Source organism: Streptomyces sp. LZ34 (assembly GCF_053890475.1).
This window is the reverse complement of the sequence record NZ_CM132680.1, coordinates 7,133,697-7,156,926: the sequence shown is the minus strand read 5'-3', so window position 1 is coordinate 7,156,926 and position 23,230 is coordinate 7,133,697. Positions and strand designations below refer to the sequence as shown.

Annotated in this window: 22 protein-coding genes and 1 riboswitch; of the genes, 9 read left to right on the top strand and 13 right to left on the bottom strand. The window is 71.7% G+C overall.

The features are described from left to right. Window positions 1–3: 3 nt before the first annotated feature. The gene (locus ACWY4P_RS29610) at window positions 4–834 is read right to left on the bottom strand and encodes a DUF1963 domain-containing protein (RefSeq protein ID WP_456203432.1); all 831 of its coding nucleotides are present in this window, start codon (window positions 832–834) and stop codon (window positions 4–6) included. Window positions 835–963: 129 nt separating this feature from the next. Here ACWY4P_RS29610 and ACWY4P_RS29605 point away from each other — a divergent pair, with 129 nt between their 5' ends. Beyond that, a complete protein-coding gene (locus tag ACWY4P_RS29605) occupies window positions 964–2,223 on the top strand; it encodes a Cmx/CmrA family chloramphenicol efflux MFS transporter (protein ID WP_456213100.1) in 1,260 nt (419 codons plus the stop codon). Between the two features lie 49 nt (window positions 2,224–2,272). Here ACWY4P_RS29605 and ACWY4P_RS29600 read toward each other — a convergent pair whose 3' ends face one another. After that, a complete protein-coding gene (locus tag ACWY4P_RS29600) occupies window positions 2,273–2,719 on the bottom strand; it encodes an anthrone oxygenase family protein (protein WP_456203430.1) in 447 nt (148 codons plus the stop codon). 112 nt (window positions 2,720–2,831) lie between these two features. After that, entirely contained in the window at window positions 2,832–3,227 is a 396-nt protein-coding gene (locus tag ACWY4P_RS29595; RefSeq protein WP_456203428.1) for a cupin domain-containing protein, read from the bottom strand. Window positions 3,228–3,280: 53 nt separating this feature from the next. Here ACWY4P_RS29595 and ACWY4P_RS29590 point away from each other — a divergent pair, with 53 nt between their 5' ends. Beyond that, window positions 3,281–4,264 (top strand): GlxA family transcriptional regulator, encoded by a 984-nt coding sequence (locus ACWY4P_RS29590; protein WP_456203426.1) that lies wholly within the window; start codon window positions 3,281–3,283, stop codon window positions 4,262–4,264. Between the two features lie 39 nt (window positions 4,265–4,303). On the opposite strand, the gene ACWY4P_RS29585 is transcribed toward ACWY4P_RS29590, so the two are convergent. Then, entirely contained in the window at window positions 4,304–4,666 is a 363-nt protein-coding gene (locus tag ACWY4P_RS29585) for a hypothetical protein (RefSeq protein ID WP_456203424.1), read from the bottom strand. Window positions 4,667–4,775: 109 nt separating this feature from the next. Here ACWY4P_RS29585 and ACWY4P_RS29580 point away from each other — a divergent pair, with 109 nt between their 5' ends. Further along, complete coding sequence (locus ACWY4P_RS29580; protein ID WP_456203422.1) at window positions 4,776–5,705, top strand: MurR/RpiR family transcriptional regulator; 930 nt, start codon at window positions 4,776–4,778, stop codon at window positions 5,703–5,705. A 98-nt stretch (window positions 5,706–5,803) separates the two neighbouring features. After that, window positions 5,804–6,739, top strand: coding sequence for an N-acetylmuramic acid 6-phosphate etherase (gene murQ / locus ACWY4P_RS29575; RefSeq protein ID WP_456203420.1), 936 nt, complete (start codon window positions 5,804–5,806; stop codon window positions 6,737–6,739). 102 nt (window positions 6,740–6,841) lie between these two features. Here murQ and groL read toward each other — a convergent pair whose 3' ends face one another. The 4 genes from groL to thrC form a co-directional block, all read right to left on the bottom strand. After that, window positions 6,842–8,467: a chaperonin GroEL gene (gene groL, locus ACWY4P_RS29570; RefSeq protein WP_014177535.1), complete on the bottom strand. Its 1,626-nt coding sequence runs from the start codon at window positions 8,465–8,467 to the stop codon at window positions 6,842–6,844. Window positions 8,468–8,774: 307 nt separating this feature from the next. Beyond that, a complete protein-coding gene (locus ACWY4P_RS29565; protein ID WP_009716982.1) occupies window positions 8,775–8,981 on the bottom strand; it encodes a cold-shock protein in 207 nt (68 codons plus the stop codon). 433 nt (window positions 8,982–9,414) lie between these two features. Beyond that, window positions 9,415–9,693, bottom strand: coding sequence for a MoaD/ThiS family protein (locus ACWY4P_RS29560; RefSeq protein ID WP_456203416.1), 279 nt, complete (start codon window positions 9,691–9,693; stop codon window positions 9,415–9,417). A 76-nt stretch (window positions 9,694–9,769) separates the two neighbouring features. Then, complete coding sequence (gene thrC / locus ACWY4P_RS29555) at window positions 9,770–11,107, bottom strand: threonine synthase (protein WP_456203414.1); 1,338 nt, start codon at window positions 11,105–11,107, stop codon at window positions 9,770–9,772. Further along, a riboswitch (SAM riboswitch) is annotated at window positions 11,101–11,249 on the bottom strand. (Overlaps the previous gene by 7 nt.) A 211-nt stretch (window positions 11,250–11,460) precedes the next feature. Here thrC and ACWY4P_RS29550 point away from each other — a divergent pair. Together ACWY4P_RS29550 and ACWY4P_RS29545 are read left to right on the top strand one after the other, a co-directional pair. Next, the gene (locus tag ACWY4P_RS29550; protein ID WP_456213099.1) at window positions 11,461–12,459 is read left to right on the top strand and encodes a glucosyl-3-phosphoglycerate synthase; all 999 of its coding nucleotides are present in this window, start codon (window positions 11,461–11,463) and stop codon (window positions 12,457–12,459) included. A 74-nt stretch (window positions 12,460–12,533) separates the two neighbouring features. Continuing rightward, window positions 12,534–13,994 carry an alpha,alpha-trehalose-phosphate synthase (UDP-forming) gene (locus ACWY4P_RS29545; RefSeq protein ID WP_456203413.1) on the top strand — a complete coding sequence of 487 codons (1,461 nt, stop codon included), beginning with the start codon at window positions 12,534–12,536 and terminating at the stop codon, window positions 13,992–13,994. 22 nt (window positions 13,995–14,016) lie between these two features. Here ACWY4P_RS29545 and otsB read toward each other — a convergent pair whose 3' ends face one another. The 3 genes from otsB to ACWY4P_RS29530 form a co-directional block, all read right to left on the bottom strand. Continuing rightward, a complete protein-coding gene (gene otsB, locus ACWY4P_RS29540; protein ID WP_456203411.1) occupies window positions 14,017–14,862 on the bottom strand; it encodes a trehalose-phosphatase in 846 nt (281 codons plus the stop codon). 64 nt (window positions 14,863–14,926) lie between these two features. Next, the gene (locus ACWY4P_RS29535) at window positions 14,927–15,295 is read right to left on the bottom strand and encodes a DUF3263 domain-containing protein (protein WP_456203409.1); all 369 of its coding nucleotides are present in this window, start codon (window positions 15,293–15,295) and stop codon (window positions 14,927–14,929) included. A 2-nt stretch (window positions 15,296–15,297) separates the two neighbouring features. Further along, on the bottom strand, window positions 15,298–16,578 hold the full coding sequence (locus ACWY4P_RS29530; RefSeq protein WP_456203407.1) for an ABC transporter substrate-binding protein: 1,281 nt from the start codon (window positions 16,576–16,578) through the stop codon (window positions 15,298–15,300). A gap of 212 nt (window positions 16,579–16,790) precedes the next feature. Between ACWY4P_RS29530 and ACWY4P_RS29525 the strand changes: the two genes are divergently transcribed. From ACWY4P_RS29525 to ACWY4P_RS29515, 3 genes are all read left to right on the top strand, one after another. Next, on the top strand, window positions 16,791–17,723 hold the full coding sequence (locus tag ACWY4P_RS29525) for an ROK family protein (protein WP_456203405.1): 933 nt from the start codon (window positions 16,791–16,793) through the stop codon (window positions 17,721–17,723). Between the two features lie 47 nt (window positions 17,724–17,770). Next, window positions 17,771–18,931, top strand: coding sequence for an N-acetylglucosamine-6-phosphate deacetylase (gene nagA / locus ACWY4P_RS29520; RefSeq protein ID WP_456203403.1), 1,161 nt, complete (start codon window positions 17,771–17,773; stop codon window positions 18,929–18,931). A 142-nt stretch (window positions 18,932–19,073) separates the two neighbouring features. Continuing rightward, on the top strand, window positions 19,074–20,003 hold the full coding sequence (locus ACWY4P_RS29515; protein ID WP_456203401.1) for a 1-phosphofructokinase family hexose kinase: 930 nt from the start codon (window positions 19,074–19,076) through the stop codon (window positions 20,001–20,003). A gap of 15 nt (window positions 20,004–20,018) precedes the next feature. Here the strand turns inward: ACWY4P_RS29515 and ACWY4P_RS29510 are convergent, their stop codons facing one another. Together ACWY4P_RS29510 and cdgB are read right to left on the bottom strand one after the other, a co-directional pair. Continuing rightward, a complete protein-coding gene (locus ACWY4P_RS29510) occupies window positions 20,019–21,035 on the bottom strand; it encodes a carbohydrate-binding protein (protein ID WP_456203399.1) in 1,017 nt (338 codons plus the stop codon). A gap of 198 nt (window positions 21,036–21,233) precedes the next feature. Next, window positions 21,234–23,036: a diguanylate cyclase CdgB gene (gene cdgB / locus ACWY4P_RS29505; protein ID WP_456203397.1), complete on the bottom strand. Its 1,803-nt coding sequence runs from the start codon at window positions 23,034–23,036 to the stop codon at window positions 21,234–21,236. Between the last annotated feature and the right edge of the window lie 194 nt (window positions 23,037–23,230).

The following is a 23,230-nucleotide window of genomic DNA, read 5'->3' as shown; positions in this document are numbered from 1 at the left end:
GAATCACCAGATGTCCGGGGTCGGTATCGCCTGGGTGAAGTCACCGGCGCGCAGTGCCTCGGTGGGGATCGACCAGTGCATCCAGCCGCCGTCCCCGTCGAGGTGCCACTCGTGCCGGCCGGAGAACTGAAGCAGGTGGTGGTAACGGTTCGAGTCGTCGCCGTTCAACATCACCGACGAGCTTCCCGTGGGGAAGACGGGCCGGCCGAAGGCCATGTCCTCGCAGAACAGCATGCCCGGGGGAAAGCACTCGGTGCGTATCGCGTACTTGAACGCCTCCACGGCTTCATAGTCGCTCCCCTCGTACCCCAGGTCGAGTGTGTCCCAGGCGGTATCGAAGGAGTCGGGGAGGGCGAACCCGGGCTCCGCCGCCCACGGGACGGGGGCGAAAACGCTGGATCGGGCGGGCGGCTCGGTTTCGACGGCGAGGGCGGAACGGGCCGCGATGACCCTCCCCACCTCCGGGTCCTCCGGGCCGTAGCCCCGCGCCACCTCCCAGGCGGCGGGGTCGCCCTGCTCGGATTCCGCGTCGAGGTGGAAGAAGTTGAGCAGACCGGTGCCGGGTGGGAGGAGGTCGCCGAGCCAGGGGGCCAGGGCGTCGGTGTCGAGGACGGCGATCAGGCTGAGCGGGATGTCCTCGCACACCGGCCAGGGGGTGCCGGGCTCCAGCATGGCCCTGCCGCCGAAGCGGCTGTGTCCGGCGGCCTGGCCAGGGGCGGCCTCGGTGAGCGAGAAACCGGGCCGGGCCAGGCTGACCACGCGGTCGGCGAGATCGGCGCCGAGATGTTCCGCGCAGAAGTCACGCAGCGCTGCCAGAGTCGTCTTCGGATCCATACGAAGAGTCAAACACCCTCCTCCGACAGCCGGAGCCGAACTGACGCGCGCGGAGTCGGACGCGGAATACCAAGATCCGAGCCGTGGTTGGCCCATGGCATGGCCCCCACTGACCGCGCTCGTGTCCGCATGCCCGTCGCCGTCTACATCCTCGGCCTGTCCGTCTTCGCCCTCGGCACCTCGGAGTTCATGCTCTCCGGGCTGTTGCAACCCATCGCCCGCGACATGGATGTCTCGATCCCGACCGCCGGGCTGCTGATCTCCGCCTTCGCGATCGGGATGGTGGTCGGTGCGCCGCTGCTCGCCGCCGCCACGCTGCGGCTGCCGCGCCGGACGACGCTGATCGCGCTGCTGACGGCGTTCGGTCTTGGGCAGGTCGCGGGGGCGGTGGCGCCTTCGTACGGGGTGCTGTTCGCGTCCCGGGTGGTCAGCGCGCTCGCGTGTGCGGGGTTCTGGGCGGTGGGGGCGGCGGTGGCCGTGTCGCTGGTGCCGGTGAACGCGCGGGCGCGGGCGATGGCGGTGATGCTCGGCGGGTTGAGCATCGCGAACGTCGCGGGGGTGCCCGCGGGGGCCCTCCTGGGGCAGCACGCCGGGTGGCGGGCGGCCTTCTGGGCGGTGGCGGCGCTGTCGGCGCTCGGGCTGGTGGGCGTGGTCGGGTTCGTACCGCGTACGGAGGTGCCGACCGGGCAGGACCGGCCGAGGCTCCGTACCGAACTGTCCATCTACCGCGACCGGCAGGTGTGGCTTGCGCTGGCCATGACCGCGCTCAGCGGCGGCGCCGTCTTCTGCCTGTTCTCGTATCTCGCGCCGCTGCTGACGGACGTGGCCGGGCTGGACGAGAGCTGGGTGCCGACGGTGCTGGCGCTGTTCGGCGTCGGGGCCCTGGTGGGGACGGCGATCGGCGGGCGGATCGCGGACGCCCACCCCTTCGGCACGCTGTACGGCGGCATCACGGCCTCCACCGTCGTGCTGACCGCCTTGGCGCTGACCGCGCACCACGCCGTCGTGGCCGTGAGCTTGGCGCTGCTGCTCGGCGTGACCGCCTTCTTCACCGCGCCCGCGCTCAACGCCCGGATGTTCAACGTCGCGAACGCCGCCCCGACCCTCGCGGGCGCGACCACGACCTCCGCCTTCAACATCGGCAACACACTCGGCCCTTGGCTCGGCGGGCTCGTCATCGACGCGGGCTGGGGCTACCCGGCCGTGGCTTGGACGGGCGCGGCGCTCGCGGCGGCCGCCGTCGGGACGACGGCGGCCGCCGCGCGGCTGCCGCACGCGCGGGGCGCGTCCCGGGTGGTCGTCGGTTCGGAGGCCCTGGGAGAGGAGCCGCACAGCGAAGGCCGTCGCGACGGCATTGACCGGCGCGACGGCCTTCGACAGACGGGGTGAGCGGTCCGCTCGGGCCACGTCCGGACCGCAGGGGGACGGCGGGCCGCCGTCATACGAGGGCGACCACCATCAGGACGAACGCGCTGATGATGACGGCCACGCGGACGAAGTGAAAACGGTCCCACCGGCCGAGCTGCTCCCGCCAGTCCGCCGGGATGTCGCCGTCCGTCCACTGGGCGACCCGCGAGTTGATGGGCACCAGCAGCACGATCGACATCACCACGCTCGCCACGAGCAGCACGGTGGCCGTGAGGACCAGCGAGGCCTGCGCTCCGCCCCATGACTGAACGGCCCACACCGCCCCGAGCACCATCGAGCCGATGTACCAGAACGGCATGACCCGGCCGAGCACCCGGGCGCCGTCGCTCCGGGCCGCCAGACCGCCGTCCTCCGGGAGCCGGTCGAGGATCGGGTTGACGAACGCCGCCACCGCCAGCTCCACACCCACCATCAGCCCGACCACCACGACCGTGACAACAGCCAGTACGTCCTGCATGTGCCCTCCCAGGGCCCCAAATTTATGCTAGATGTTCGACGCTCGAATATCTAGCAGTGCTAGCAAACGGGGCGACAGTCACCCACGGCATCGACACGGCCGTCCGGATACCTCAGACCTCGAGCGCGTGCCCCGTCGTCGCGTCGACATGGTCGGGGATCTCGTCGTGGCGGTCGCCGACCGTCGGTGTCCCGGCGGGCTCGAAGAGGAGGATCGCGGCGCCGGCCGGGGCGTACGGCTTGTGTTCCGTGCCACGGGGGACGGTGAAGACCGCGCCCCGGGGAAGCCGGACCGTGCGTTCCCCGGCGGCCTCTCGCAGGGAGATATGCAGCTCCCCGTCCAGCACCAGGAAGAATTCGTCGGTGTCGTCGTGGACGTGCCAGATGTGCTCGCCCTCGACCTTGGCGACGCGCACGTCGTAGTCGTTGACGCGGGTGACGATGCGGGGGCTCCACAGCGCGTCGAAGGAGGCGAGGGCCTTGCCGAGGGCGATGGGTTCATTGTTCACGAGAGGAATCCTCGCCGGTTGCGCACAAGAGCGGTGAGCGCTAGGAATCGCATATGGCGCAAGGATCCTCGCAGGAAGTTCGAGAGGCGGGTCCGCACCGGGTCGTCGTGATCGTCGACGAGAATTCCAACCCCTTCGAGCTCGGCTGCGCGACCGAGATCTTCGGTCTGCGCAGGCCCGAGATCGGCCGCGATCTCTACAGCTTCCGGCTGTGTTCGCCCGAGCCCCACACGCTGATGCGAGATGGCTTCTTCACGCTCACGGGGGTCGCCGAGCTGGACGCGGCCGACACGGCGGACACCCTGATCGTCCCCAATCGGCCCGATGTCGAGGTGGCGCGCCGACCCGCCGTGCTGGCTGCGGTGCGGCGGGCGCACCGGGGCGGGGCGCGACTGGTGGGCTTCTGCAGCGGCGCCTTCACGCTCGCCGAAGCCGGGGTCCTCGACGGGCGCCGGGCCACCGCGCACTGGCAGTGGGCGGACTCCTTCCGGGCCCGTTTCCCATCCGTCCAGCTCGAAGAGGATGTGTTGTTCGTGGACGACGGCGACATCCTCACCGCCGCCGGGAGCGCCGCCGCGCTCGATCTCGGGCTGCACATCGTCCGCCGCGACCACGGCGCGGAAGTGGCCAACTCGGTGAGCCGACGGCTGGTCTTCGCGGCGCACCGGGAAGGAGGGCAGCGGCAGTTCATCGAACGCCCGGTGCCCGACCTCCCGGACGAGTCCCTGGCGCCCGTCCTGGCCTGGGCCCAGGAACGGCTGGACGTCCCGCTCACCGTGTCCGACCTCGCGGCGCGCGCGGCGGTCAGCCCGGCGACGCTGCACCGGCGCTTCCGGACGCAGTTGGGCACGACACCGCTGGCGTGGCTCACGGGGGAGCGGCTCACCCTGGCGTGCCGGCTGATCGAGCGGGGCGAGTCCCGTTTCGAGGTGGTCGCACGGCACAGCGGGCTCGGCACCGCCGCCAATCTACGCGCGCTCATGCGCCGCGAAATCGGCCTCACCCCGTCGGCGTACCGGCGCCGGTTCGGGGCCTGAGGGGACCGGCCGCCCTCGGAGCGTACGAAGCGTGGGCGGTCACACGGTCCCGAGCGCCCCCACCCGCGCCACCGCCACCGCCGTCTTGCCGCACACCCAGTGCGGATCCGGCCCCAACTCCGGCTCCACGTCCAGCGCGTGGAGATCGCCGCCCTCCGTGCACACCGGGCACAGCGGCCAGCGGCCGTACCGCTCGAGCAGGGCGTCCTGTACGTCCTGGGCCACCAGCCCGGCCACGTACGCGGCGCCCTCCGGCCACTGCTCGACCCACCATCTGCGGTGCGCGATGGAGTCCTCGACGAGCGAGACGATGTCCGCCTGGGCCACTTCGCCCGCCGCGAGATCGGCGAGCACCAGCGCCCGTGCCGCATGCAGTGCCTGTTCGAGCTTCATGAGACCCATTGTCACCTTTGAGCACAACCGGCGCCCGTCGGTACGCGCGAAGGGCGGCGGGGCAGAGCCCCGGGACGTCCCCTTGACGGCCCCCGATCGCCGAAAATATCTTTCAGTGGTGAGTAGCAAGCTGAAGGAAACTTTCATCGTGCCCGAAGCCACTCCACCCGCCCCCGCCGCCCTCGCGGCCAAGGTCCGTACCCTCGCGCCCTCCATGACCCGCTCCATGCAGCGCGTCGCCGAGGCCGTGGCGGGGGATCCGGCCGGCTGTGCCGCGCTCACCGTCACCGGGCTCGCCGAGCTCACCGGCACCAGCGAGGCCACCGTGGTCCGCACCTCGCGCCTGCTCGGCTACCCCGGCTACCGCGATCTGCGCCTCGCGCTCGCCGCGCTCGCCGCGCAGCAGGCGGCCGGCCGCGCCCCGGCCGTCACGGCCGACATCGCCGTCGACGATCCGATCGCCGACGTCGTCACCAAGCTCGCCCAGGAAGAGCAGCAGTGTCTGGCCGACACCGCCGCCGGGCTGGACACCAGCCAGCTCGAGGCGGCCGTCACCGCCCTCGCCACCGCCCGCCGGATCGACGTCTACGGCGTCGGCGCCTCCAGCCTGGTCGCCCAGGACCTGGTCCAGAAGCTGCTGCGGATCGGCCTGATAGCCCACGCACACGGCGACCCGCACCTCGCGGTCACCAACGCCGTGCAGCTGCACTCCGGCGACGTCGCCATCGCGATCACCCATTCGGGGCGCACCACCGACGTCATCGAGCCCCTGCGGGTCGCCTTCGAGCGCGGAGCCACCACCGTCGCGATCACCGGCCGCCCCGACGGCGAGGTCGCGCAGTACGCGGATTTCGTGCTCACCACGTCCACCGCCCGCGAGAGCGAGCTGCGCCCGGCGGCGATGTCCAGCCGCACCAGTCAACTTCTCGTCGTGGATTGCCTCTTCATAGGTGTGGCACAGCGTACGTACGAGGCGGCCGCGCCCGCGCTGTCGGCCTCGTACGAAGCTCTCGCCCACCGGCATGACCCCCGGCCCGGCCCCCGCTGACCGAGCGCTGACCGAGTCGGGACACCCCCCGTATCGGCGGGACCCCCGTTTCGGCGGGGCCCCGCCACCACCCCCGTACCGGAAAGAGCCGCTTCGCCATGACTTCCGCCGCTGACCAGGAACAGCTGCGCGCCCAGCTGGACACGCTCACCACCGAGGCGTTCCGCCCCGAACTCGCCGAGATCGACCGGCTGGAGACCATCGAGATCGCCCGCATCATGAACGGCGAGGACGCGGCCGTGCCCGCGGCCGTCGCCACCCAGCTCCCGCGGATCGCCGCCGCCATCGACGGCATCGCCGTGCGCATGGCCCGCGGCGGCCGGCTGATCTACGCGGGCGCGGGCACCGCCGGGCGGCTCGGCGTGCTCGACGCCAGCGAGTGCCCGCCCACCTTCAACACCGCCCCGGACCAGGTCGTCGGGCTGATCGCGGGCGGGCCCGCCGCCATGGTGACCTCCATCGAGGGCGCCGAGGACAGCAAGGAGCTGGCCGCCGCCGACCTCGACGCACTGGGCGTCGGAGCGGACGACAGCGTCGTCGGCATCTCCGCCTCCGGCCGCACCCCGTACGCGGTCGGCGCGGTCGAGCACGCCCGTCGGCTCGGCGCGCTCACCGTCGGACTGTCCTGCAACGCGGGCTCGGCGCTCGCGGCGGCCGCCGAGCACGGCATCGAGGTCGTGGTCGGGCCGGAGCTGCTCACCGGCTCCACCCGGCTGAAGGCGGGCACGGCCCAGAAGCTCGTGCTCAACATGGTCTCGACCATCACCATGATCCGGCTGGGCAAGACCTACGGAAACCTGATGGTCGATGTGCGCGCCTCGAACGAGAAGCTGCGCGCGCGCTCGCGCCGTATCGTCTCCCTCGCCACCGGCGCCCCCGATCCGCAGATCGAGGCCGCGCTGGCCGCCAGCGAAGGCGAGACGAAGCACGCCATCCTGGCCCTCCTCGGCGGGGTGGACGCCTCCACCGCCGCCCGGCTGCTGAGCGAGTCGGACGGCCACCTGCGGGCTGCCCTGGAGGCCGCACAGCCGTGATGACCGCGCGGTGAAACGCCGTCGGGGCGGCACCCTGGGAGAGGGTGCCGCCCCGACGTACCCGATGTTTCGGGCGGACAGCCGATCGACTTGAGGCGTCGATCAGAAGTCCATGTCACCGCCCGGCATGCCGCCCGGAGCGCCCGCCGCGGCGGCCTTCTCCGGCTTGTCGGCGATGACGGCCTCGGTGGTCAGGAACAGCGCGGCGATCGACGCGGCGTTCTGCAGCGCGGAGCGCGTGACCTTGGCCGGGTCGATGATGCCCTCGGCGATCAGGTCGACGTACTCGCCGGTCGCGGCGTTCAGGCCGTGGCCCGGGGTGAGGTTGCGCACCTTCTCCACCACGACGCCGCCCTCGAGGCCGGCGTTGACCGCGATCTGCTTCAACGGGGCCTCGAGCGCCAGGCGCACGGCCTGGGCGCCGGTGGCCTCGTCGCCGTCCAGCTCCAGCTTGTCGAAGACCGAGACGGTCTGGAGCAGGGCCACGCCACCACCGGCGACGATGCCCTCCTCCACGGCGGCCTTGGCGTTGCGCACCGCGTCCTCGATGCGGTGCTTGCGCTCCTTGAGCTCGACCTCGGTGGCGGCACCGGCCTTGATGACGGCCACGCCGCCGGCCAGCTTCGCCAGGCGCTCCTGCAGCTTCTCCCGGTCGTAGTCCGAGTCCGAGGACTCGATCTCGGCGCGGATCTGGTTGACGCGGCCCTGCACCTGGTCGGTGTCGCCGGCGCCGTCCACGATGGTGGTCTCGTCCTTGGTGACGGTCACCTTGCGGGCACGGCCGAGCAGGTCGACGCCCGCGTTCTCCAGCTTGAGGCCGACCTCCTCGGAGATGACGGTGCCACCGGTGAGGATGGCGATGTCGCCGAGCATGGCCTTGCGGCGGTCACCGAAGCCCGGGGCCTTGACGGCGACGGACTTGAAGGTGCCACGGATCTTGTTGACGACCAGGGTCGCCAGGGCCTCGCCCTCGATGTCCTCGGCGATGATCAGCAGCGGCTTGCCCGACTGCATGACCTTCTCCAGCAGCGGGAGGAGGTCCTTCACGCTGGTGATCTTCGAGTTGACGATCAGGATGTACGGGTCGTCGAGCGACGCCTCCATACGCTCCATGTCGGTGGCGAAGTACGGGGAGATGTAGCCCTTGTCGAAGCGCATGCCCTCGGTGAGCTCGAGTTCGAGCCCGAAGGTCTGCGACTCCTCGACGGTGATGACGCCTTCCTTGCCGACCTTGTCCATCGCCTCGGCGATGAGCTCGCCGATCTGGGTGTCGGCGGCGGAGATGGAGGCGGTGGAGGCGATCTGCTCCTTGGTCTCCACGTCCTTGGCCTGCTCGAGCAGCTGGGCGGAGACGGCCTCGACGGCCTTCTCGATGCCGCGCTTGAGGGCCATCGGGTTGGCGCCCGCGGCTACGTTCCGCAGGCCCTCCTTGACCAGCGCCTGGGCGAGGACGGTCGCGGTCGTCGTGCCGTCACCGGCGACGTCGTCCGTCTTCTTCGCGACCTCCTTGACCAGCTCGGCGCCGATCTTCTCGTACGGGTCCTCGAGCTCGATCTCCTTGGCGATGGACACACCATCGTTGGTGATCGTGGGGGCGCCCCACTTCTTCTCGAGGACGACGTTGCGGCCCTTGGGGCCGAGGGTGACCTTGACGGCGTCGGCGAGCTGGTTCATCCCGCGCTCGAGGCCGCGCCGCGCCTCCTCGTCGAACGCGATGATCTTGGCCATGTGAAGTGGTCCTCCCAAGACGGGGTGGATTGCTCCGGACCGCGCCTGGCGCCCGCGACGGACGGTCTGCCTGCCCTGCGGTTCCTTGCCCCGCACGGCCTGACGGACCTCACCAACCCGATCCTTCTGTCACTCTCACTCTTAGAGTGCTAACGCCAATGATTAGCACTCGACCCCCGAGAGTGCAAGCGTGAGTGGGTGACAGGACGGGACAAGCTGGTCGTCTGCACCCACGTCAAAGGGCCCGTTCCCCCAGGGGGTACGGGCCCTTTGAACGGTCCAGTCAGCTGCCTCGCGTCGGCGCGCTTCAGCCAACAGCCACGCGGACCATGTCCGCCTGCGGCCCCTTCTGACCCTGCGAGATCTCGAACTCGACCCGCTGGCCTTCCTCGAGGGTGCGGTAACCGTCCATCTGGATCGCGCTGTAGTGGACGAACACGTCCGCACCACCGTCGACCGCGATGAAGCCGTACCCCTTCTCCGCGTTGAACCACTTGACGGTGCCCTGAGCCATTCCTAACTCCCCTATTGCTGGCCCTTGCGCAGGACCGCACTCCGCGGACCCGGGTCAGACCTCACCCCCCGAGTCGAGGGGGGTGTGCGCCGGAACGCGTCGACCGCCGCTGAATGTATCTGTCCCACTGCCCTGTGCAACAGGTCAATCGGACGAGAATTCTGGCGACGGTCGAACGGTAATAAGCGGCAAATTCCTGCGAATTCAGGGCAAGCAGGGCCGGACATAAGGGATTAACCCGGCAATTCGCGCGCACACTTCACGCACAAGTTGACGAGTTCTCATATGCGGTCGGCGCGGAGGCCGCCAGAAGCCGACAGAAGGGGATCGCTTCAACTGTATCGCGGTTCTAAACACGGAATCGCCTCGTCCGTTTCTATCAGGACGAGGCGATTCCGTTTACCTCGGGGGGTACAACCGGGCCGTGAGCGGCTCAGCAGCCGCCCGCGACCGCCGGAATGATCGAGACACCGGCGCCGTCCGGGGTCGCCGTCTCCAGGCCTTCCGCGAAGCGCACGTCGTCGTCGTTGATGTAGACGTTGACGAAACGGCGCAGCTTGCCGGTCTCGTCCAGAACGCGGGCCGCGATGCCCTGGTGATTGCGGTCCAGGTCCGCCAGGACCTCGGCGAGGGTCGCCCCATCGGCGCTGACCTCGGCCTGCCCGCCGGTGTAGGTGCGCAGGATGGTGGGGATTCGGACATTGACGCTCATGAGCGTTTCACCTTCTGTGGGAATTGCAGCGGGGGCGAGGGACGAATTCAAGCCAGCTGGTTTGAGCCGGGCCGATTCAGGCCAGACCAGCTTCGCGGAACGCGTCGAGACTCGGGCGGATCACCGCCGTGGGCCCACTCGTCGGGGCGACCGCGTCGAGCGTCTTGAGGCCGTCTCCGGTGTTGAGCACAACGGTGGTGAGGGCGGGGTCCAGCACCCCGTTCTCGAGCAGCTTCTTCGTCACGCCCAGGGTCACCCCGCCCGCGGTCTCCGCGAAGATCCCCTCCGTACGGGCCAGCAGCTTGATCGCCGCGACGACCTGCTCGTCGTTCACGTCCTCAACCGCCCCGCCCGTGCGGCGCGCGATGTCCAGCACATACGGCCCGTCCGCCGGGTTGCCGATGGCCAGCGACTTGGCGATGGTGTTCGGCTTCTGCGGCCGCACCACGTCGTGGCCCGCCTTGAAGGCGGTGGAGACCGGGGAGCAGCCCTCGGCCTGAGCGCCGAAGATCTTGTAGGGCTTGTCCTCGACCAGGCCGAGCGCGATGAGCTCCTTCAGCCCCTTGTCGATCTTCGTGAGCTGCGAGCCGGACGCGATCGGGATGACCAGCTGGTCCGGCAGCCGCCAGCCGAGCTGTTCGCAGATCTCGTACGCGAGGGTCTTGGACCCCTCCGCGTAGTACGGCCGGAGGTTGACGTTGACAAAGCCCCAGCCCTCGCCCGCCGGGTCGCCGATCAGCTCGCTGCAGAAGCGGTTGACGTCGTCGTACGTGCCCTCGATGGCGACCAGGTCGCCGCCGTAGACCGCGGCCATGACGACCTTGCCCTGCTCCAGGTCGTGCGGGATGAAGGTGCAGGAGCGCAGGCCCGCGCGGGCCGCCGCGGCGCCGACCGCGCCCGCGAGGTTGCCGGTGGAGGAGCAGGAGAGGGTGGTGAAGCCGAAGGCGCGCGCGGCCTCGACGGCCTGGGCGACGACGCGGTCCTTGAAGGAGTGCGTCGGGTTCCCGGAGTCGTCCTTGATGTACAGCTCGCCGGTCACACCCAGCTCGCGGGCCAGGTTGTCGGCCTTCACCAGCTTGGTGAAGCCGGGGTTGATGTTGGGCTTGTCGGCCACGTCCGCCGGGACGGGCAGCAGCGGGGCGTAGCGCCAGATGTTGTTCGGGCCGGCTTCGATCCGCCGGCGCAGCCCCTCGGGGTCGCCGGTCGGCAGGTCGTACGCGACTTCGAGCGGTCCGAAACACTCCACACAGGCGAAAATGGGGCCGAGGGGGAAACGCTCACCGCACTCGCGACAGGACAGGGCGACGGCGGGGCCGAGCGAAACGGAAGAACCGGCAGAACCTGCGGAACCAGAAGAAGCGGTTGAACTTTCGACAGCTTGCACAGCCATGGAGGCGAGGCCCTTTCTCCTCATCTTCCTCACGGCGCATCTCGCCGCGAGCCGGAATTGGCACCTTCCCTAGCCGGGGCCCCGCTTCGTTGAGAATCGAATCAGGACCGGCTGGAGGGTTGCCGGGGCTTCAACGGGCCGTTCCCTCTGCCCCTCTGGATGAGCGGTATGACGCCGGGCCCAGCCCGGCGTGTTTGTCGCACGAAGACCCCCGACATACGACGGTCACGTGCGTTGTTCAAGACTGTAACCGAAGGCCCGGATGGTTGAGATAGTCGTCCGAAGCGCGAGATGCATCACAGCTGACGTGCTGGGACGCGGCTGACCCCGACGTACTTACCGCGAACTGTCCGCACACACAGCAGGGAGACATGGACGTGCTGGAAGAGGTGGAGCGCTGGCTGGAGGAGCGGTCCTGGTCCGCCGACGACCGTCCGCTCGACCGCCTGCTGGCCGCCAAGCGAGCCACAGGCAGAACGGTGAGCGTCGTCCTGCCCGCCCTCGACGAGGAGGCGACGGTCGGTGAGATCGCCGCGACCATCCGCCGCGAGCTGATGAGCCAGGCCACGCCCCTGGTCGACGAACTGGTGGTGGTGGACTCCGGGTCCACCGACCGCACCGCCGAGGTCTCCGCGGCGGCCGGGGCGAGGGTCGTGCACCGCGACTCCCTGCTGCCCGAGTTGCCGACGCTGCCCGGCAAGGGCGAGGTGCTGTGGCGCTCGCTGCTGGCGACCAGCGGCGACATCGTCTGCTTCATCGACGCCGACCTGCGGGAATTCGATGCGCGCTTCGTCTCCGGGATCGTCGGCCCGCTGCTGACCGACCCGGACGTGCACCTGGTCAAGGGGATGTACGACCGGCCGCTCCGCCCTGAGTTCAACGCGCTCGCCTCCGACAAGACAGTCGGCAGGACAGCCGGCAACACAGCCGGCCAGGGCGGACGGGTCACCGAGCTGGTGGCCCGGCCGCTGCTGAACCTGCACTGGCCGCAGCTGGCCGGCTTCGTACAGCCGCTCGGCGGCGAGTACGCGGCGCGCCGCACGCTGCTGGAGCGGCTGCCCTTCCCGGTCGGGTACGGGGTGGAGCTCGCCATTCTCATCGACTCGCTGCACACGGTCGGGCTCGACGCGCTCGCCCAGGTGGACCTCGGCGTGCGTATCCACCGGCACCAGGACGCGCAGGCGCTCGGCCGGATGGCGGCCACGATCTACCGCACGGCCCAGCTGCGGCTGGCCCGCGGGCATCTGGTGCGGCCGCGGCTGACCCAGTTCGACCGGGGCGAGGCCGGTTTCGTGGCGCGGACGAGCGCCGTGGACACGGAGGAGCGGCCGCCGATGATCGAGATCCCGGAGTATGTGGAGCGGCGTGCGGCGTGACGCCCGCCTGCCCCGACCGGGGCAAGAAGCCGCACGCACGTTTGCGCGACTCGTGAGGTGGCTAGGTACGCGACATGGCCTCCGAGCGCAGTGCTGCACAGGTCCTCGTCGCGTCCAACCGCGGCCCGGTCTCGTACACCCTGCGGGAGGACGGTTCGCTTGACCCCAAGCGCGGCGGCGGCGGGCTGGTCTCCGGCCTCAGTGCCATAGGGCCGGACACCGACGCCGTATGGGTCTGCGCGGCGCTGGGCGACGGCGACCGCGAGGCGGCCCGGCGGGCCGGGCCCGGGCATCTGGACCCGGGCGACACCGGCGGGCAGCTGGTGCGGATGCTCGACATCGCGCCGGAGGTCTTCGACGCCGCGTACAACGGCATCGCGAACTCGGTGCTGTGGTTTGTCCACCATCTGCTCTACCAGACGCCGCTCGAGCCGGTCTTCGACGCGGAGTTCCGCGCCCAGTGGGGCGCCTACCAGGCGTACAACGCGGCCTTCGCGGACGCCCTCGCCCAGGAGGCCGCCGAGGGCGCCGCCGTGCTGGTCCAGGACTACCACCTGGCGCTGGTGCCCAGCCTGCTCCGGGAGCGGCGGCCGGACCTGCGGATCGGCCACTTCTCGCACACCCCCTGGGCGCCGCCGGACTACTACCGGCTGCTGCCGGACGACGTGGCTGCGAGCGTGCTGCGCGGCATCCTGGGCGGCGACCGCGCCGCGTTCCTCACCGAGCGCTGGGCCCTGGCCTTCGCCGACTGCGCCGCGGCCGTGCTCGGCGCGGAGGTGGTGCGGGACGGCGCGCGGCTGTCCGTGCGCCTCGAGGGGCGCGAGACCCGGCTGGGCGTGCACGGCCTCGGCGCGGACGCGGACTTCCTGCGGAAGCGCTCGCGGGCCGCGGACGTCGACGAGCGGCTGACGGCCCTGCGCGCGCAGATCGGCCCCGGGCGCAAGACCGTCGTCCGGGTGGACCGCACCGAGCTGTCCAAGAACATCGTCCGCGGGCTGCTGGCCTACCGGCGGCTGCTGGAGACCCGCCCCGAGTGGCGGGAGCGCGTGGTGCACGTGGCCTTCGCCTACCCCTCCCGCCAGGACCTGGCCGTCTACCGCGAGTACACGGAGCAGGTGCGGCGGGTCGCCGACGCGATCAACGCCGAGTACGGCACGGAGGGCTGGCAGCCGGTCGCGCTCCATGTGAAGGACGACTTCGCGCGGTCGCTCGCCGCCTACCGGCTGGCGGACGTGGCCCTGGTCAACCCGATCCGGGACGGGATGAACCTGGTCGCCAAGGAGGTGCCGGTGGTCTCCGAGAAGGGCTGCGCGCTGGTGCTGTCGCGGGAGGCCGGGGCGTACGCGGAGATGGGCGACGACGCGCTGGTGGTGAACCCGTACGACATCGAGGCGACGGCTCGGGCGCTGCACGAGGCGCTGTCGATGGCGGACGGCGAGCGGGCGGAGCGTACGAAGCGGCTGGTGGCCGCCGCGACCGCGCTGCCGCCCGCGCAGTGGTTCCTCGCGCAGCTGCGGGAGCTGACGGACGCGTGACGCCTGCGGCGGGCCTTGCCCCCTACCCGCCTTCGACCGCCGCCGCCAGCGCGGTCAGCAGGTCCACGACCCCCGCGGGGCCGTCGACCACCAGGTCGGCCCGTTGGGCCAGCTCGGTGACCTCGGCGCTGCCGCTGCACACCAGCACCCCGGGCACCCCGCGCGACCTGAGCCGCTCCACCGCCGCGAACGCGGCCAGGTCCCCCAGGTCATCGCCCGCGTACAGCACGGCCCCGGCCCCGGTCTCCCGTACGTACTCGGTGAGGGCGACGCCCTTGTCCACGCCCGGCGGGCGCAGTTCGAGCACCAGGCGGCCGGGCTCGACGATCAGCCGGTGCCGCTCGGCGAGGTGGCGCAGCGGCTCGCGCAGCGCCTCGAAGGCGCGCTGCGGGTCGGCGGCGCGGCGGGTGTGGACGGCGACGGCGCGCCCCTTCTCCTCCACGGTGGCGCCACGCGCGCCGTCGGCCGCGGCGAGTACGTCCGGGAGTTCCGCCTGGGCCGCCGCGACGCCCGGGTGCGGGGGCGGGGCGGTGACCTCGCGGTCGGCGGCGTCCCAGCGCTCGGCGCCGTAGTGGCCGAGGATCACGAGGTGGTCGAGGCCCGCGGCCTCGGCGAACCCGCCGTACTCCACGGCGAGGGCGGCCGGACGGCCGGTGATCACCGCGACGGAGCGCAGCAGCGGGGCGATCCGGGAGAGCGCGGGCACGGCGCCGGGGTGGGCGCGGGCCTGGTCGGGGTCGGGGACGATGTCGGCGAGGGTGCCGTCGAAGTCGAAGGCGAAGACGGCCTCCCCGGGCCGCTGAAGGATCGCCGCGAGGCCCTCACGGCCGGCCGCTGTCGTGGGTACGGGAAGAGGGTGGCTGCCCATGCTGCCGACCCTATCGCCACGGGGGCGGGTGGGGTGGGGCGATGGGGGTGGCCGGCGGTCCCGGTCAGCGGCGGTCGCGCCGCGCCGCGCGCAGGCGGCGCAGGCGGTTGACGGTCACCGGGTCGTGGGCGAGGGCGCGGGGGTCGTCCAGGAGGGCGTTCAGGAGCTGGTAGTAGCGGGTCGGCGAGATGCCGAGCTGTTCGCGTATCGCGCGCTCCTTGGCGCCGGGCCCCGGCCAGCCGCGCCGCTCCACGGCGAGCACGGCCCGGTCCCGCTCGGACAGCCCGGCCACCTCGCCGGCCGCTTCCCCAGCCGCCTCGCCGACCGCCTCGACGGGCCCCTCGGCCGCCTCGCCGGGCACTGCCGCATGTTCCTCCGCGCGCCCGTCCCCAGGCCCGCCTTGCTGATCTTGCTCGCCCTGCTCGCCCTGCATCGCTAGCCCGCCGAAGTCTCCATCGCGTCGGCCTGGCGCTGGACCTCGCTGAGCACACCCGCCGGGTCGCCGCCCTTGGCGACCACCGAACCGATCTTCTTCTTCAGGTCCGCCTGAACCGTCGCCCAGGACGTCTTGTCCACCGGGTAGAACTGCGCCGTCTCCAGCTCGTCGAGGAACTTCCACAGCCGCTTGTACTCGCGGTCCCCGCGCATCGCGCCGGAGGCCTTGCTGGTCACCGGCAGCAGGTCGTACTGGCTGGTGAAGTCGAGCACGTTCTGCTCGTCGTACAGGAAGTCCAGGAAGAGCCCGGCCTGCCGGCGGTTGCCGTTCTGTTTGAAGGCCATGACCCAGTCGGCGACGCCCATGGTGGCCCTGGACTTCCCGTCGCGGCCGGGCAGCGGCGCGGTGCCGTACTCGATGCCGTGGCCGTCCGCCTGCTGCATCAGGGTCGGGTGGCCGTTGAGCATGCCGACCTCGCCGCGCGTGAAGGCGTCGAAGATGTCCTGGCGGTTGGTGCGGGCCGGGGCGTCGGGGCCGGTGAGGCCCTCGCCGACCAGCTCGTCGCGCAGCCACTCGAAGGTCTTGATGTTCTGGGTCGAGTCGATGGTGTAGCTGCCGTTGGTGTCGGTGTAGCCGCCATCGCCGCCGAGCAGCCACATCATGGTCTCGGCCTGTGACTCCTCGGGGCCGAGCGGCAGCCCGTAGGGGATCTTCACGCCGATCGCCTTGAGCTTGACGGCGGCGTCCTTCAGCTCGGCCCAGCTCTCCGGGGCCGAGGTGACGCCCGCCTCGTCGAACAGCTTCTTGTTGTAGAAGAACAGCCGGGCGCTGGAGACGAAGGGCAGCCCGTACTGCACCCGCTTGACCTCGCCCGCCCGCGCGAGCGACTCGATGAACCCGGCCTGGGTGGGGATGGAGAGCATCTGGTCGGCGCGGTAGAGCTTGCCCGCGGCGGCGAAGTCGGCGTACGCGCCGATCTGCGCGATGTCCGGGGCCTCGCCGCGCTTGACCATGGCGGCGACGCTCTTGTCGACCTCGGTCCAGCTCAGGATCTGGACATCGACCTTGATGTTCTCGTGCTTGGCCTCGAACTCCCGGGCCAGCTTGTCCCAGTACTTCTGAGAGCTGTTGGCCGAGCTGTCGCCGTAGTCGGCGGCCACCACCTTCAGGGTGACATCACCCGAGCCCGGGCCCTCGTTTCCGCACGCCGTCAGCGCGGGCGACATCGCCGCCGTCACGGCACCCGCCGCCGTCAGACCCATGAATCGCCGACGCTGCACTGCTCTTCCCCACCCTCGTGGCTTGACTATCCTCCTGGCCGGTTCCCAGGAGGGTCGAGCGAGTCTGCCCCGTATACCTCCACAGGGTCTACACCATACGGATATCGCTTCGGTATCGAACTTCACCTTTACGCGGACAACCGGAGCGTAGTCCACCGCCCGAACGGCGAGTGGACTAGACCTCTCACGGGGGATCGCGCGAGACTGTTCCCGTGAAACATGTCATCGCCCTCGATGTGGGCGGCACCGGTATGAAGGCCGCCCTCGTGGGGGCGGACGGCGCGCTCCTCCACGAGGACAGACGGCCCACGGGCCGGGAGCGCGGGCCGGAGGCCGTCGTCGCCACGATCCTCGACTTCGCCGCCGAGCTGCGCGCCATCGGCGAGCAGCGCTACGGCACCCCGGCCGCCGCGGCCGGGGTAGGCGTGCCCGGGGTCCTCGACGAGGACCGCGGCATCGCCGTCTTCGCCGCCAACCTCGGCTGGCGCGATGTGCCGCTGCGCGCCCTGCTGGCCGAACGGCTCGCCGGGACGCCGGTCGCGCTGGCCCACGACGTACGCATGGGCGGGCTGGCCGAGGGACGGATAGGAGCGGGCGAAGGAGCCGACCGCTTTCTGTTCGTGTCGGTGGGCACCGGCATCGCGGGAGCCATCGGCATCCACGGACACGTCGACCCCGGGGCCAACGGCTCCTCGGGCGAGATCGGCCACATCGTCGTACGGCCGGGCGGCCCGGCGTGCGGATGCGGGCAGTCCGGCTGCCTGGAGACGCTCGCCTCGGCCTCCGCGGTGGGCCGCGCCTGGGCGCGGGCGAGCGGCGACCCCGATGCCGACGCCGCGGACTGCGCCAAGGCCGTCGAGGCCGGCGACCCGCGGGCGGTGGCGGTGTGGCAGGAGGCCGTGGGCGCGCTCGCCGACGGCCTGGTCACCGGGGTCACCCTGCTGGACCCCGGGGTACTGATCGTCGGCGGCGGCCTGGCCGAGGCCGGGGAGACCCTGTTCGCGCCGCTGCGCACGGCGGTCGAGGAGCGGATCACGTTCCAGAAGCTGCCCTCTATCGTCCCGGCGGCCCTCGGGGACACCGCCGGATGCCTGGGCGCGGGTCTGCTCGCCTGGGATCTTCTCTCCACGGAGGTAAGCGCCTGATGGTCGGACGAACGGCTCCAACGGCTCCAACCGCTCGAACGGTTCTCATGGGCGCCCGGGTGGTGCTGCCGACCGGTGTGGTCGAGGACGGGCGGGTGACGGTCGAGGGCCGGCACATCGTCGAGGCGGGCGGGGCGGCGACCGGCAGCGGCGAGCCCGCCCCCGGCGGCGCCGCGCTCGATCTGACCGGCCACTGGATCGTCCCCGGCTTCATCGACATGCATGTGCACGGCGGCGGCGGCGCGTCCTTCTCGTCCGGCACCGCCGAGGAAGCCCTCACCGTCGCCCATACGCACCGCCGCCACGGCACCACCACCCTGCTCGCCTCCACCGTCACCGGCGACCTCGACGACCTCGCGCGGCAGGCCTCGGTCCTCTCCGAGCTGGTCGAGCAGGGCGAGCTGGCCGGCGTGCACTTCGAGGGCCCCTTCATCTCCCCGCACCGCTGCGGCGCCCACCAGCCGTCGCTGCTGCGCCACCCGGCCCCCGCGGATGTGCGCAAGCTCGTCGACGCCGCGCGCGGCACCGCGAAGATGCTGACCCTGGCGCCCGAACTGCCCGGCGGCCTGGACTCCGTGCGGCTGCTGGCCGACAGCGGCGTCATCGCGGCCGTCGGCCACACCGACGCGGCGTACGAGGCGGCGCTCGAAGCCGTCGAGGCGGGCGCGACCGTGGCGACGCACCTGTTCAACGCGATGCCGCCGCTGCTGCACCGCGAGCCGGGGCCGGTGGCCGCCCTGCTGGAGGACGAGCGGGTCACCGTCGAACTGATCAACGACGGCACGCATCTGCACCCCGCCGCGCTGCGCCTCGCCTTCCGCCGCGCGGGCGCCGACCGGGTCGCCTTCATCACGGACGCGATGGGCGCGGCCGGCATGAGCGACGGGGTCTACCCGCTGGGCCCGATGGAGGTCGAGGTCACCGACGGAGTCGCGCGGATCAGCGGCGGCCCGACGGCCGGTTCGATCGCGGGCTCGACCCTGACCCTCGACCGCGCCTTCGCCCGGGCCGTGACCCTCGACGGGCTGAGCGTGCCCGAGGCCGTACGGGCGCTGTCCGCCACCCCCGCGAAGGTCCTGGGCCTCGACGACCGGGTGGGCTCGCTGGAGGCGGGCAAGGACGCCGATCTGGTCGTGCTGGGCGAGGACTTCGCGGTGGTGGGCGTGATGCGCCGGGGCGCATGGGTGATCGATCCCGAAGTGGGCTGATTCGCCACCTTGGTCAGGCGGGCCGGCCCCCATAGGGGCTGGGCCCGCCGCCGCCGTTTTGGCATGATCCTTCACAGCCGCACACACCCGCGGAACACACGGGCGCACACCGGGCCGGGGGACGGACGAAGGGGATGCCAGGGTGATCCTGACGGTCACGCTCAACACCGCCCTGGACATCACCTACCAGGTGCCACGCCTGCGCGCCCACACCACCCACCGCGTCACCGAGGTCACCGAGCGGCCCGGCGGCAAGGGCCTCAACGTCGCCCGGGTACTGTCCGCCCTCGGCCACCGCACCGTCGTCACGGGCTTCGCCGGGGGCGTGACGGGGACGGTCCTGCGGGAGCGGCTCGCCGAGCTCGGCGGCGGGGTGACGGACGCCCTGGTGCCGATCGCCGGGACGACCCGGCGCACCGTCGGCGTCGTCGACGCCGGCTCGGGCGACTCCACCCAGCTCAACGAGCCCGGCCCGATCGTCACCACCCCCGAGTGGTCCGCGTTCCTCGGCGCGTACGCCGAACTGCTGCGCGAGGCGTCCGCGGTCGCGCTGTGCGGCAGCCTGCCGCCCGGCGTCCCCGTCGGGACGTACGCCCGGCTCATCCGGGAGGCGCGCACGGCGGGCGTCCCCACGCTGCTGGACACCAGCGGCGAACCGCTGCGCCGCGGCATCGCCGCCCGCCCCGACATCGTCAAGCCGAACGCCGACGAACTCGCCGGGCTCACCGGCTCCACCGAGCCGCTGCGCGCCGCGCGCGACGCCCGGCGGCGCGGGGCGCGCGCGGTGGCCGCCTCGCTCGGCGCGGACGGCATGCTCGCCGTCACCGCCGAGGGCACCTGGCGGGCCGCCCCGCCGCGCCGCCTCGCGGGCAACCCGACGGGGGCGGGGGACTCCGCGGTGGCCGGGCTGCTGTCCGGTCTGGTCGACGGGGCTCCGTGGCCGGACCGGCTGGCACGCGCGGTGGCCCTGTCGGCGGCGGCCGTACGGGCCCCGGCGGCGGGCGAGTTCGACCGCGCCACCTACGAGGGGCTGCTGGGGCGGATCGAGGTCACCGAGGACCCGGCGGCCTGAGCGGCCCTCGCGGCCTCACTTGTTCTCGAGCCACATCTGGTCGAGGTTGACGTTGCACTTGTCGCCCGCCTCGCAGGACACCTTGACCGTGTTGGTGCCAGGGTTGAGGTTGACGATGGTCCAGGTGTACGTCCAGCCCTTCTCCCAGTCGCCCTGCTTCGCTTTGGCGTAGTTCTTCATGCGGAGCGGCTCGGTGGCCTGCTTGCCGTTGACGTTGAGGGAGAGGCCCTGGTCCTCGCCGGGCACGCCGTACTGCACGTACAGCTTGTACGAGCCGCTCTTGTCGACGTCCACGCTCCAGGTCGCGGACGCGCCGGGGGTGTTCAGCCCGCCGACGTACTTACCACCGTCGGCCTTGGCGCCCGGGATGTCCGTCGCGGGCGCCGCGCCGCCCTCCAGGCTCATGCCCCACGCGTCCTCGGTGGGCAGCGGGGACGGCTTCTTGGTCGGCTTGGCGGTCTCGCTGGGCTTGACGCTCGCGCCCGCCGTGGACGAGTTGGTGGGGTCGGCCTTGTCCTTCTTCTCGTCGTCGCCGCCGTTCGTGATCATCGCGACGCCGATGCCGACCACGACGACGGCGACGACGGCGAGCGCGCCGATGAGCAGCCCCTTGTTGTTGGGGCCACGGCCGCGGCCGCCGCGCGAGGGCCCCGGCTGGCGGGGGGCACCGCCGGGCAGGGTCTCGGGGGCGGCGTAGTGGGCGTTCTGCTGCCCGTAACCCTGCTGCTGACCCTGGCTGCCGTGCGCCTGCTGGTTCGGAATCTGCTGGGTCTGCTGCTGGTACTGCTGCTGGTATTGCTGCTGGTTCTGCTGCCCGTAGGTGCGCTCGCCGACCGCGCGGACGTGGTTGTACGAGGTGCGGGGGACCCCTGGCTGGTGCGGGGCGGTCGGGCCCGGGTAGCCGTAGCCGCCGGTCCGGGGGGCGGAGCCCGACTGTCCCGGCTGACCGTCCTGCCCGCCCTCTGAGCGGTACAGATAGGCGAACGGGTCGTCATTCTCCGGCGTGTCCGAGCCGTTGTTGCCGGCCGTCATCCCTCTCGTCACTCCCCTGTACATATGGCCAACGGCGCTCAGGTGCGAACGCGCCATGACAGCTCATATCAGGGCCGGGAAGGCCGCAACAGGGCATGCACTGTCCGGATGGCCAATATTCATGGTCGATTCACCGTCGGCGGCAGTGCCGCATCGGGGCAGCCTACCGTGCCAAAGAGAACGCGAGTCAGCGAAGGCTCATCCGGCGCGGCGGCGGTCCCTGGAGCGCGACCGCTTCTCGATATACATCCGCTGGTCAGCCGATTGCAGCACTTCCTCGGCCGTCATCCCGCAACTGGCCCAGCCGATACCGAAGCTGGCCCCGACCCGGACGGCCCGGCCGTCGACCCGGATCGGCGGGGTGATCGCGTTGCGCAGCCGGACGGCCAGGTCCTTGGCGTCGGCCCGGCCGAGGCCGTCCGCGAGGACCACGAACTCGTCGCCGCCGAGGCGGGCCACGGTGTCCCCCTCCCGCACCCCGGCGGCCAGCCGGCGGGCGACCTCGATGAGCACGGCGTCGCCCGCGTGGTGGCCGAACCGGTCGTTGATCGACTTGAAGCCGTCCAGGTCGCAGAAGAGGACGGCCAGCCCCTTGTGGCCGTCGTCGACGTCGTCGTCCTCCCGTGGCGCGATGGCGTGCACATGGGGCTCGTACGGGATGCCGCCGCCCGGCCTGTCGAACGCACCCGACCCGCCGGGCCCGCCCGGCCCCGGCCCGTCGAAGACAGCCGGCGTGCCTGGCGTGCCCGGCGTGCTGAAGACGCCTGGCGTGCCGAAGACCCCCGGCTCGTCGAAGACGCCCAGCCCCTCGAACTCGTCGTAGCCGCGGGAGAGCCCGCCCGCCCCGGCGGCGTCGCCCCCGGACCCGGATTCCCCGGACCCCGATTCCCCGGACCCGGACTCCCCGGGCCGCGGCGGGTTGCCGCACAGCCTGCTGCCGAGGCGGGTGCGCAGCTCGGCGCTGTTGGGCAGGCCGGTCAGCGAGTCGTGGCTGGCGCGGTGGGCGAGTTGCAGCTCGTGATGCTTGCGCTCCTCGATGTCCTCGACGTGGGTGAGCAGGAAGCGCGGGCCGTCGGCCGCGTCGGCGACCACGGAGTTGCGCAGGCTCACCCAGACGTAGCTGCCGTCCCGGCGGGCCAGCCGCAGCTCGGAGCGGCCGCCCTCGGCGGAGGTGCGCAGCAGGGTGCCGATGTCCTCGCGGTGAACGAGGTCGGAGAAGGAGTAACGGCGCAGGGCGGAGGCCGGGCGGCCCAGCAGCCGGCACAGCGCGTCGTTGGCGCGCAGCAGCCGCCCGTGCTGGTCGCCGCCCATCTCGGCGATGGCCATGCCACTCGGCGCGTACTCGAAGGCCTGCCGGAAGCTCTCCTCGCTGGCGCGCAGGGCCTGCTGTTCGCGCTCCAGGCGCAGCAGCGCGCGCTGCATGTTGGCGCGCAGGCGGGCGTTGCCGATCGCGGTGGCGGCTTGAAAGGCGTACATCTGCAGGGCCTCGCGCCCCCATGCGCCGGGGCGGCGGCCGCTGCTCGGCCGGTCGACGGATATGACGCCGATCAGCTCGCCGCCCGCGCCGCCCGCCGTGTACATCGGGGCGAACAGCCGGTCCATGGGATGCCACTCGTCGGGGAAGCGGGGCACCGGCCCTGGGGTGTGCCACTGCGGAACGTCGTCGTCGTCGAGCACCCACCCCTCGGTGTACGGGATGAAGCGCAGGGCACCCCAGCGGTCGCCCATGGACAGCCGGCGCTCCCAGGAGGCGCGCGAGCCGACCCGGCCGGCCATCAGGGCCTCGGCCCCGGCGTTGCCGCCGACGGCCGCGACGACCAGATCGCCGTCCTGGCGGACCAGATTGACAGCCGAGAGCTCGTAGCCGAGCCCGGCGATCACCCCGTCGGCGACGGTCTGCACGGTGTCGGCGAGGCTGCGGGCGGTGTTCAGATCGGCGACCACCTGGTGCAACAACCGCAGGGTCGCAAGGCGGATGTACGGCTCCGACTCGGTCTCCATCGCTCGCTACTCCCCCGAGACCTCGACAGCAACTCCTGGCTTCTTGTCGTCCTTCTTGTCGTCCTTCTTGTCGTCCGACTTGTCGTCCGATTGCCATGGCCACTGAATCACAGCGAGCTGTTCACTCGGTACACAGGGTCAACAATTACTGCCTGGTGTGAGTCATGTCACAGACAGTGTTCAAGCCTTGGAGA

Excerpts from the sequence above, each read along its gene's own strand:
- otsB (WP_456203411.1), bottom strand. The coding sequence starts at position 14,862 with ATGGGCAGCCACCCTCTTCCCGTACCCACGACAGCGGCCGGCCGTGAG.
- nagA (WP_456203403.1), top strand. The coding sequence starts at position 17,771 with ATGGGCGCCCGGGTGGTGCTGCCGACCGGTGTGGTCGAGGACGGGCGG.
- thrC (WP_456203414.1), bottom strand. The coding sequence starts at position 11,107 with ATGAGGAGAAAGGGCCTCGCCTCCATGGCTGTGCAAGCTGTCGAAAGT.
- ACWY4P_RS29585 (WP_456203424.1), bottom strand. The coding sequence starts at position 4,666 with ATGGGTCTCATGAAGCTCGAACAGGCACTGCATGCGGCACGGGCGCTG.
- ACWY4P_RS29600 (WP_456203430.1), bottom strand. The coding sequence starts at position 2,719 with ATGCAGGACGTACTGGCTGTTGTCACGGTCGTGGTGGTCGGGCTGATG.
- murQ (WP_456203420.1), top strand. The coding sequence starts at position 5,804 with ATGACTTCCGCCGCTGACCAGGAACAGCTGCGCGCCCAGCTGGACACG.
- ACWY4P_RS29605 (WP_456213100.1), top strand. The coding sequence starts at position 964 with ATGCCCGTCGCCGTCTACATCCTCGGCCTGTCCGTCTTCGCCCTCGGC.
- ACWY4P_RS29535 (WP_456203409.1), bottom strand. The coding sequence starts at position 15,295 with ATGCAGGGCGAGCAGGGCGAGCAAGATCAGCAAGGCGGGCCTGGGGAC.
- groL (WP_014177535.1), bottom strand. The coding sequence starts at position 8,467 with ATGGCCAAGATCATCGCGTTCGACGAGGAGGCGCGGCGCGGCCTCGAG.
- ACWY4P_RS29590 (WP_456203426.1), top strand. The coding sequence starts at position 3,281 with ATGGCGCAAGGATCCTCGCAGGAAGTTCGAGAGGCGGGTCCGCACCGG.
- ACWY4P_RS29545 (WP_456203413.1), top strand. The coding sequence starts at position 12,534 with ATGGCCTCCGAGCGCAGTGCTGCACAGGTCCTCGTCGCGTCCAACCGC.
- cdgB (WP_456203397.1), bottom strand. The coding sequence starts at position 23,036 with ATGGAGACCGAGTCGGAGCCGTACATCCGCCTTGCGACCCTGCGGTTG.
- ACWY4P_RS29565 (WP_009716982.1), bottom strand. The coding sequence starts at position 8,981 with ATGGCTCAGGGCACCGTCAAGTGGTTCAACGCGGAGAAGGGGTACGGC.
- ACWY4P_RS29610 (WP_456203432.1), bottom strand. The coding sequence starts at position 834 with ATGGATCCGAAGACGACTCTGGCAGCGCTGCGTGACTTCTGCGCGGAA.
- ACWY4P_RS29510 (WP_456203399.1), bottom strand. The coding sequence starts at position 21,035 with ATGACGGCCGGCAACAACGGCTCGGACACGCCGGAGAATGACGACCCG.
- ACWY4P_RS29560 (WP_456203416.1), bottom strand. The coding sequence starts at position 9,693 with ATGAGCGTCAATGTCCGAATCCCCACCATCCTGCGCACCTACACCGGC.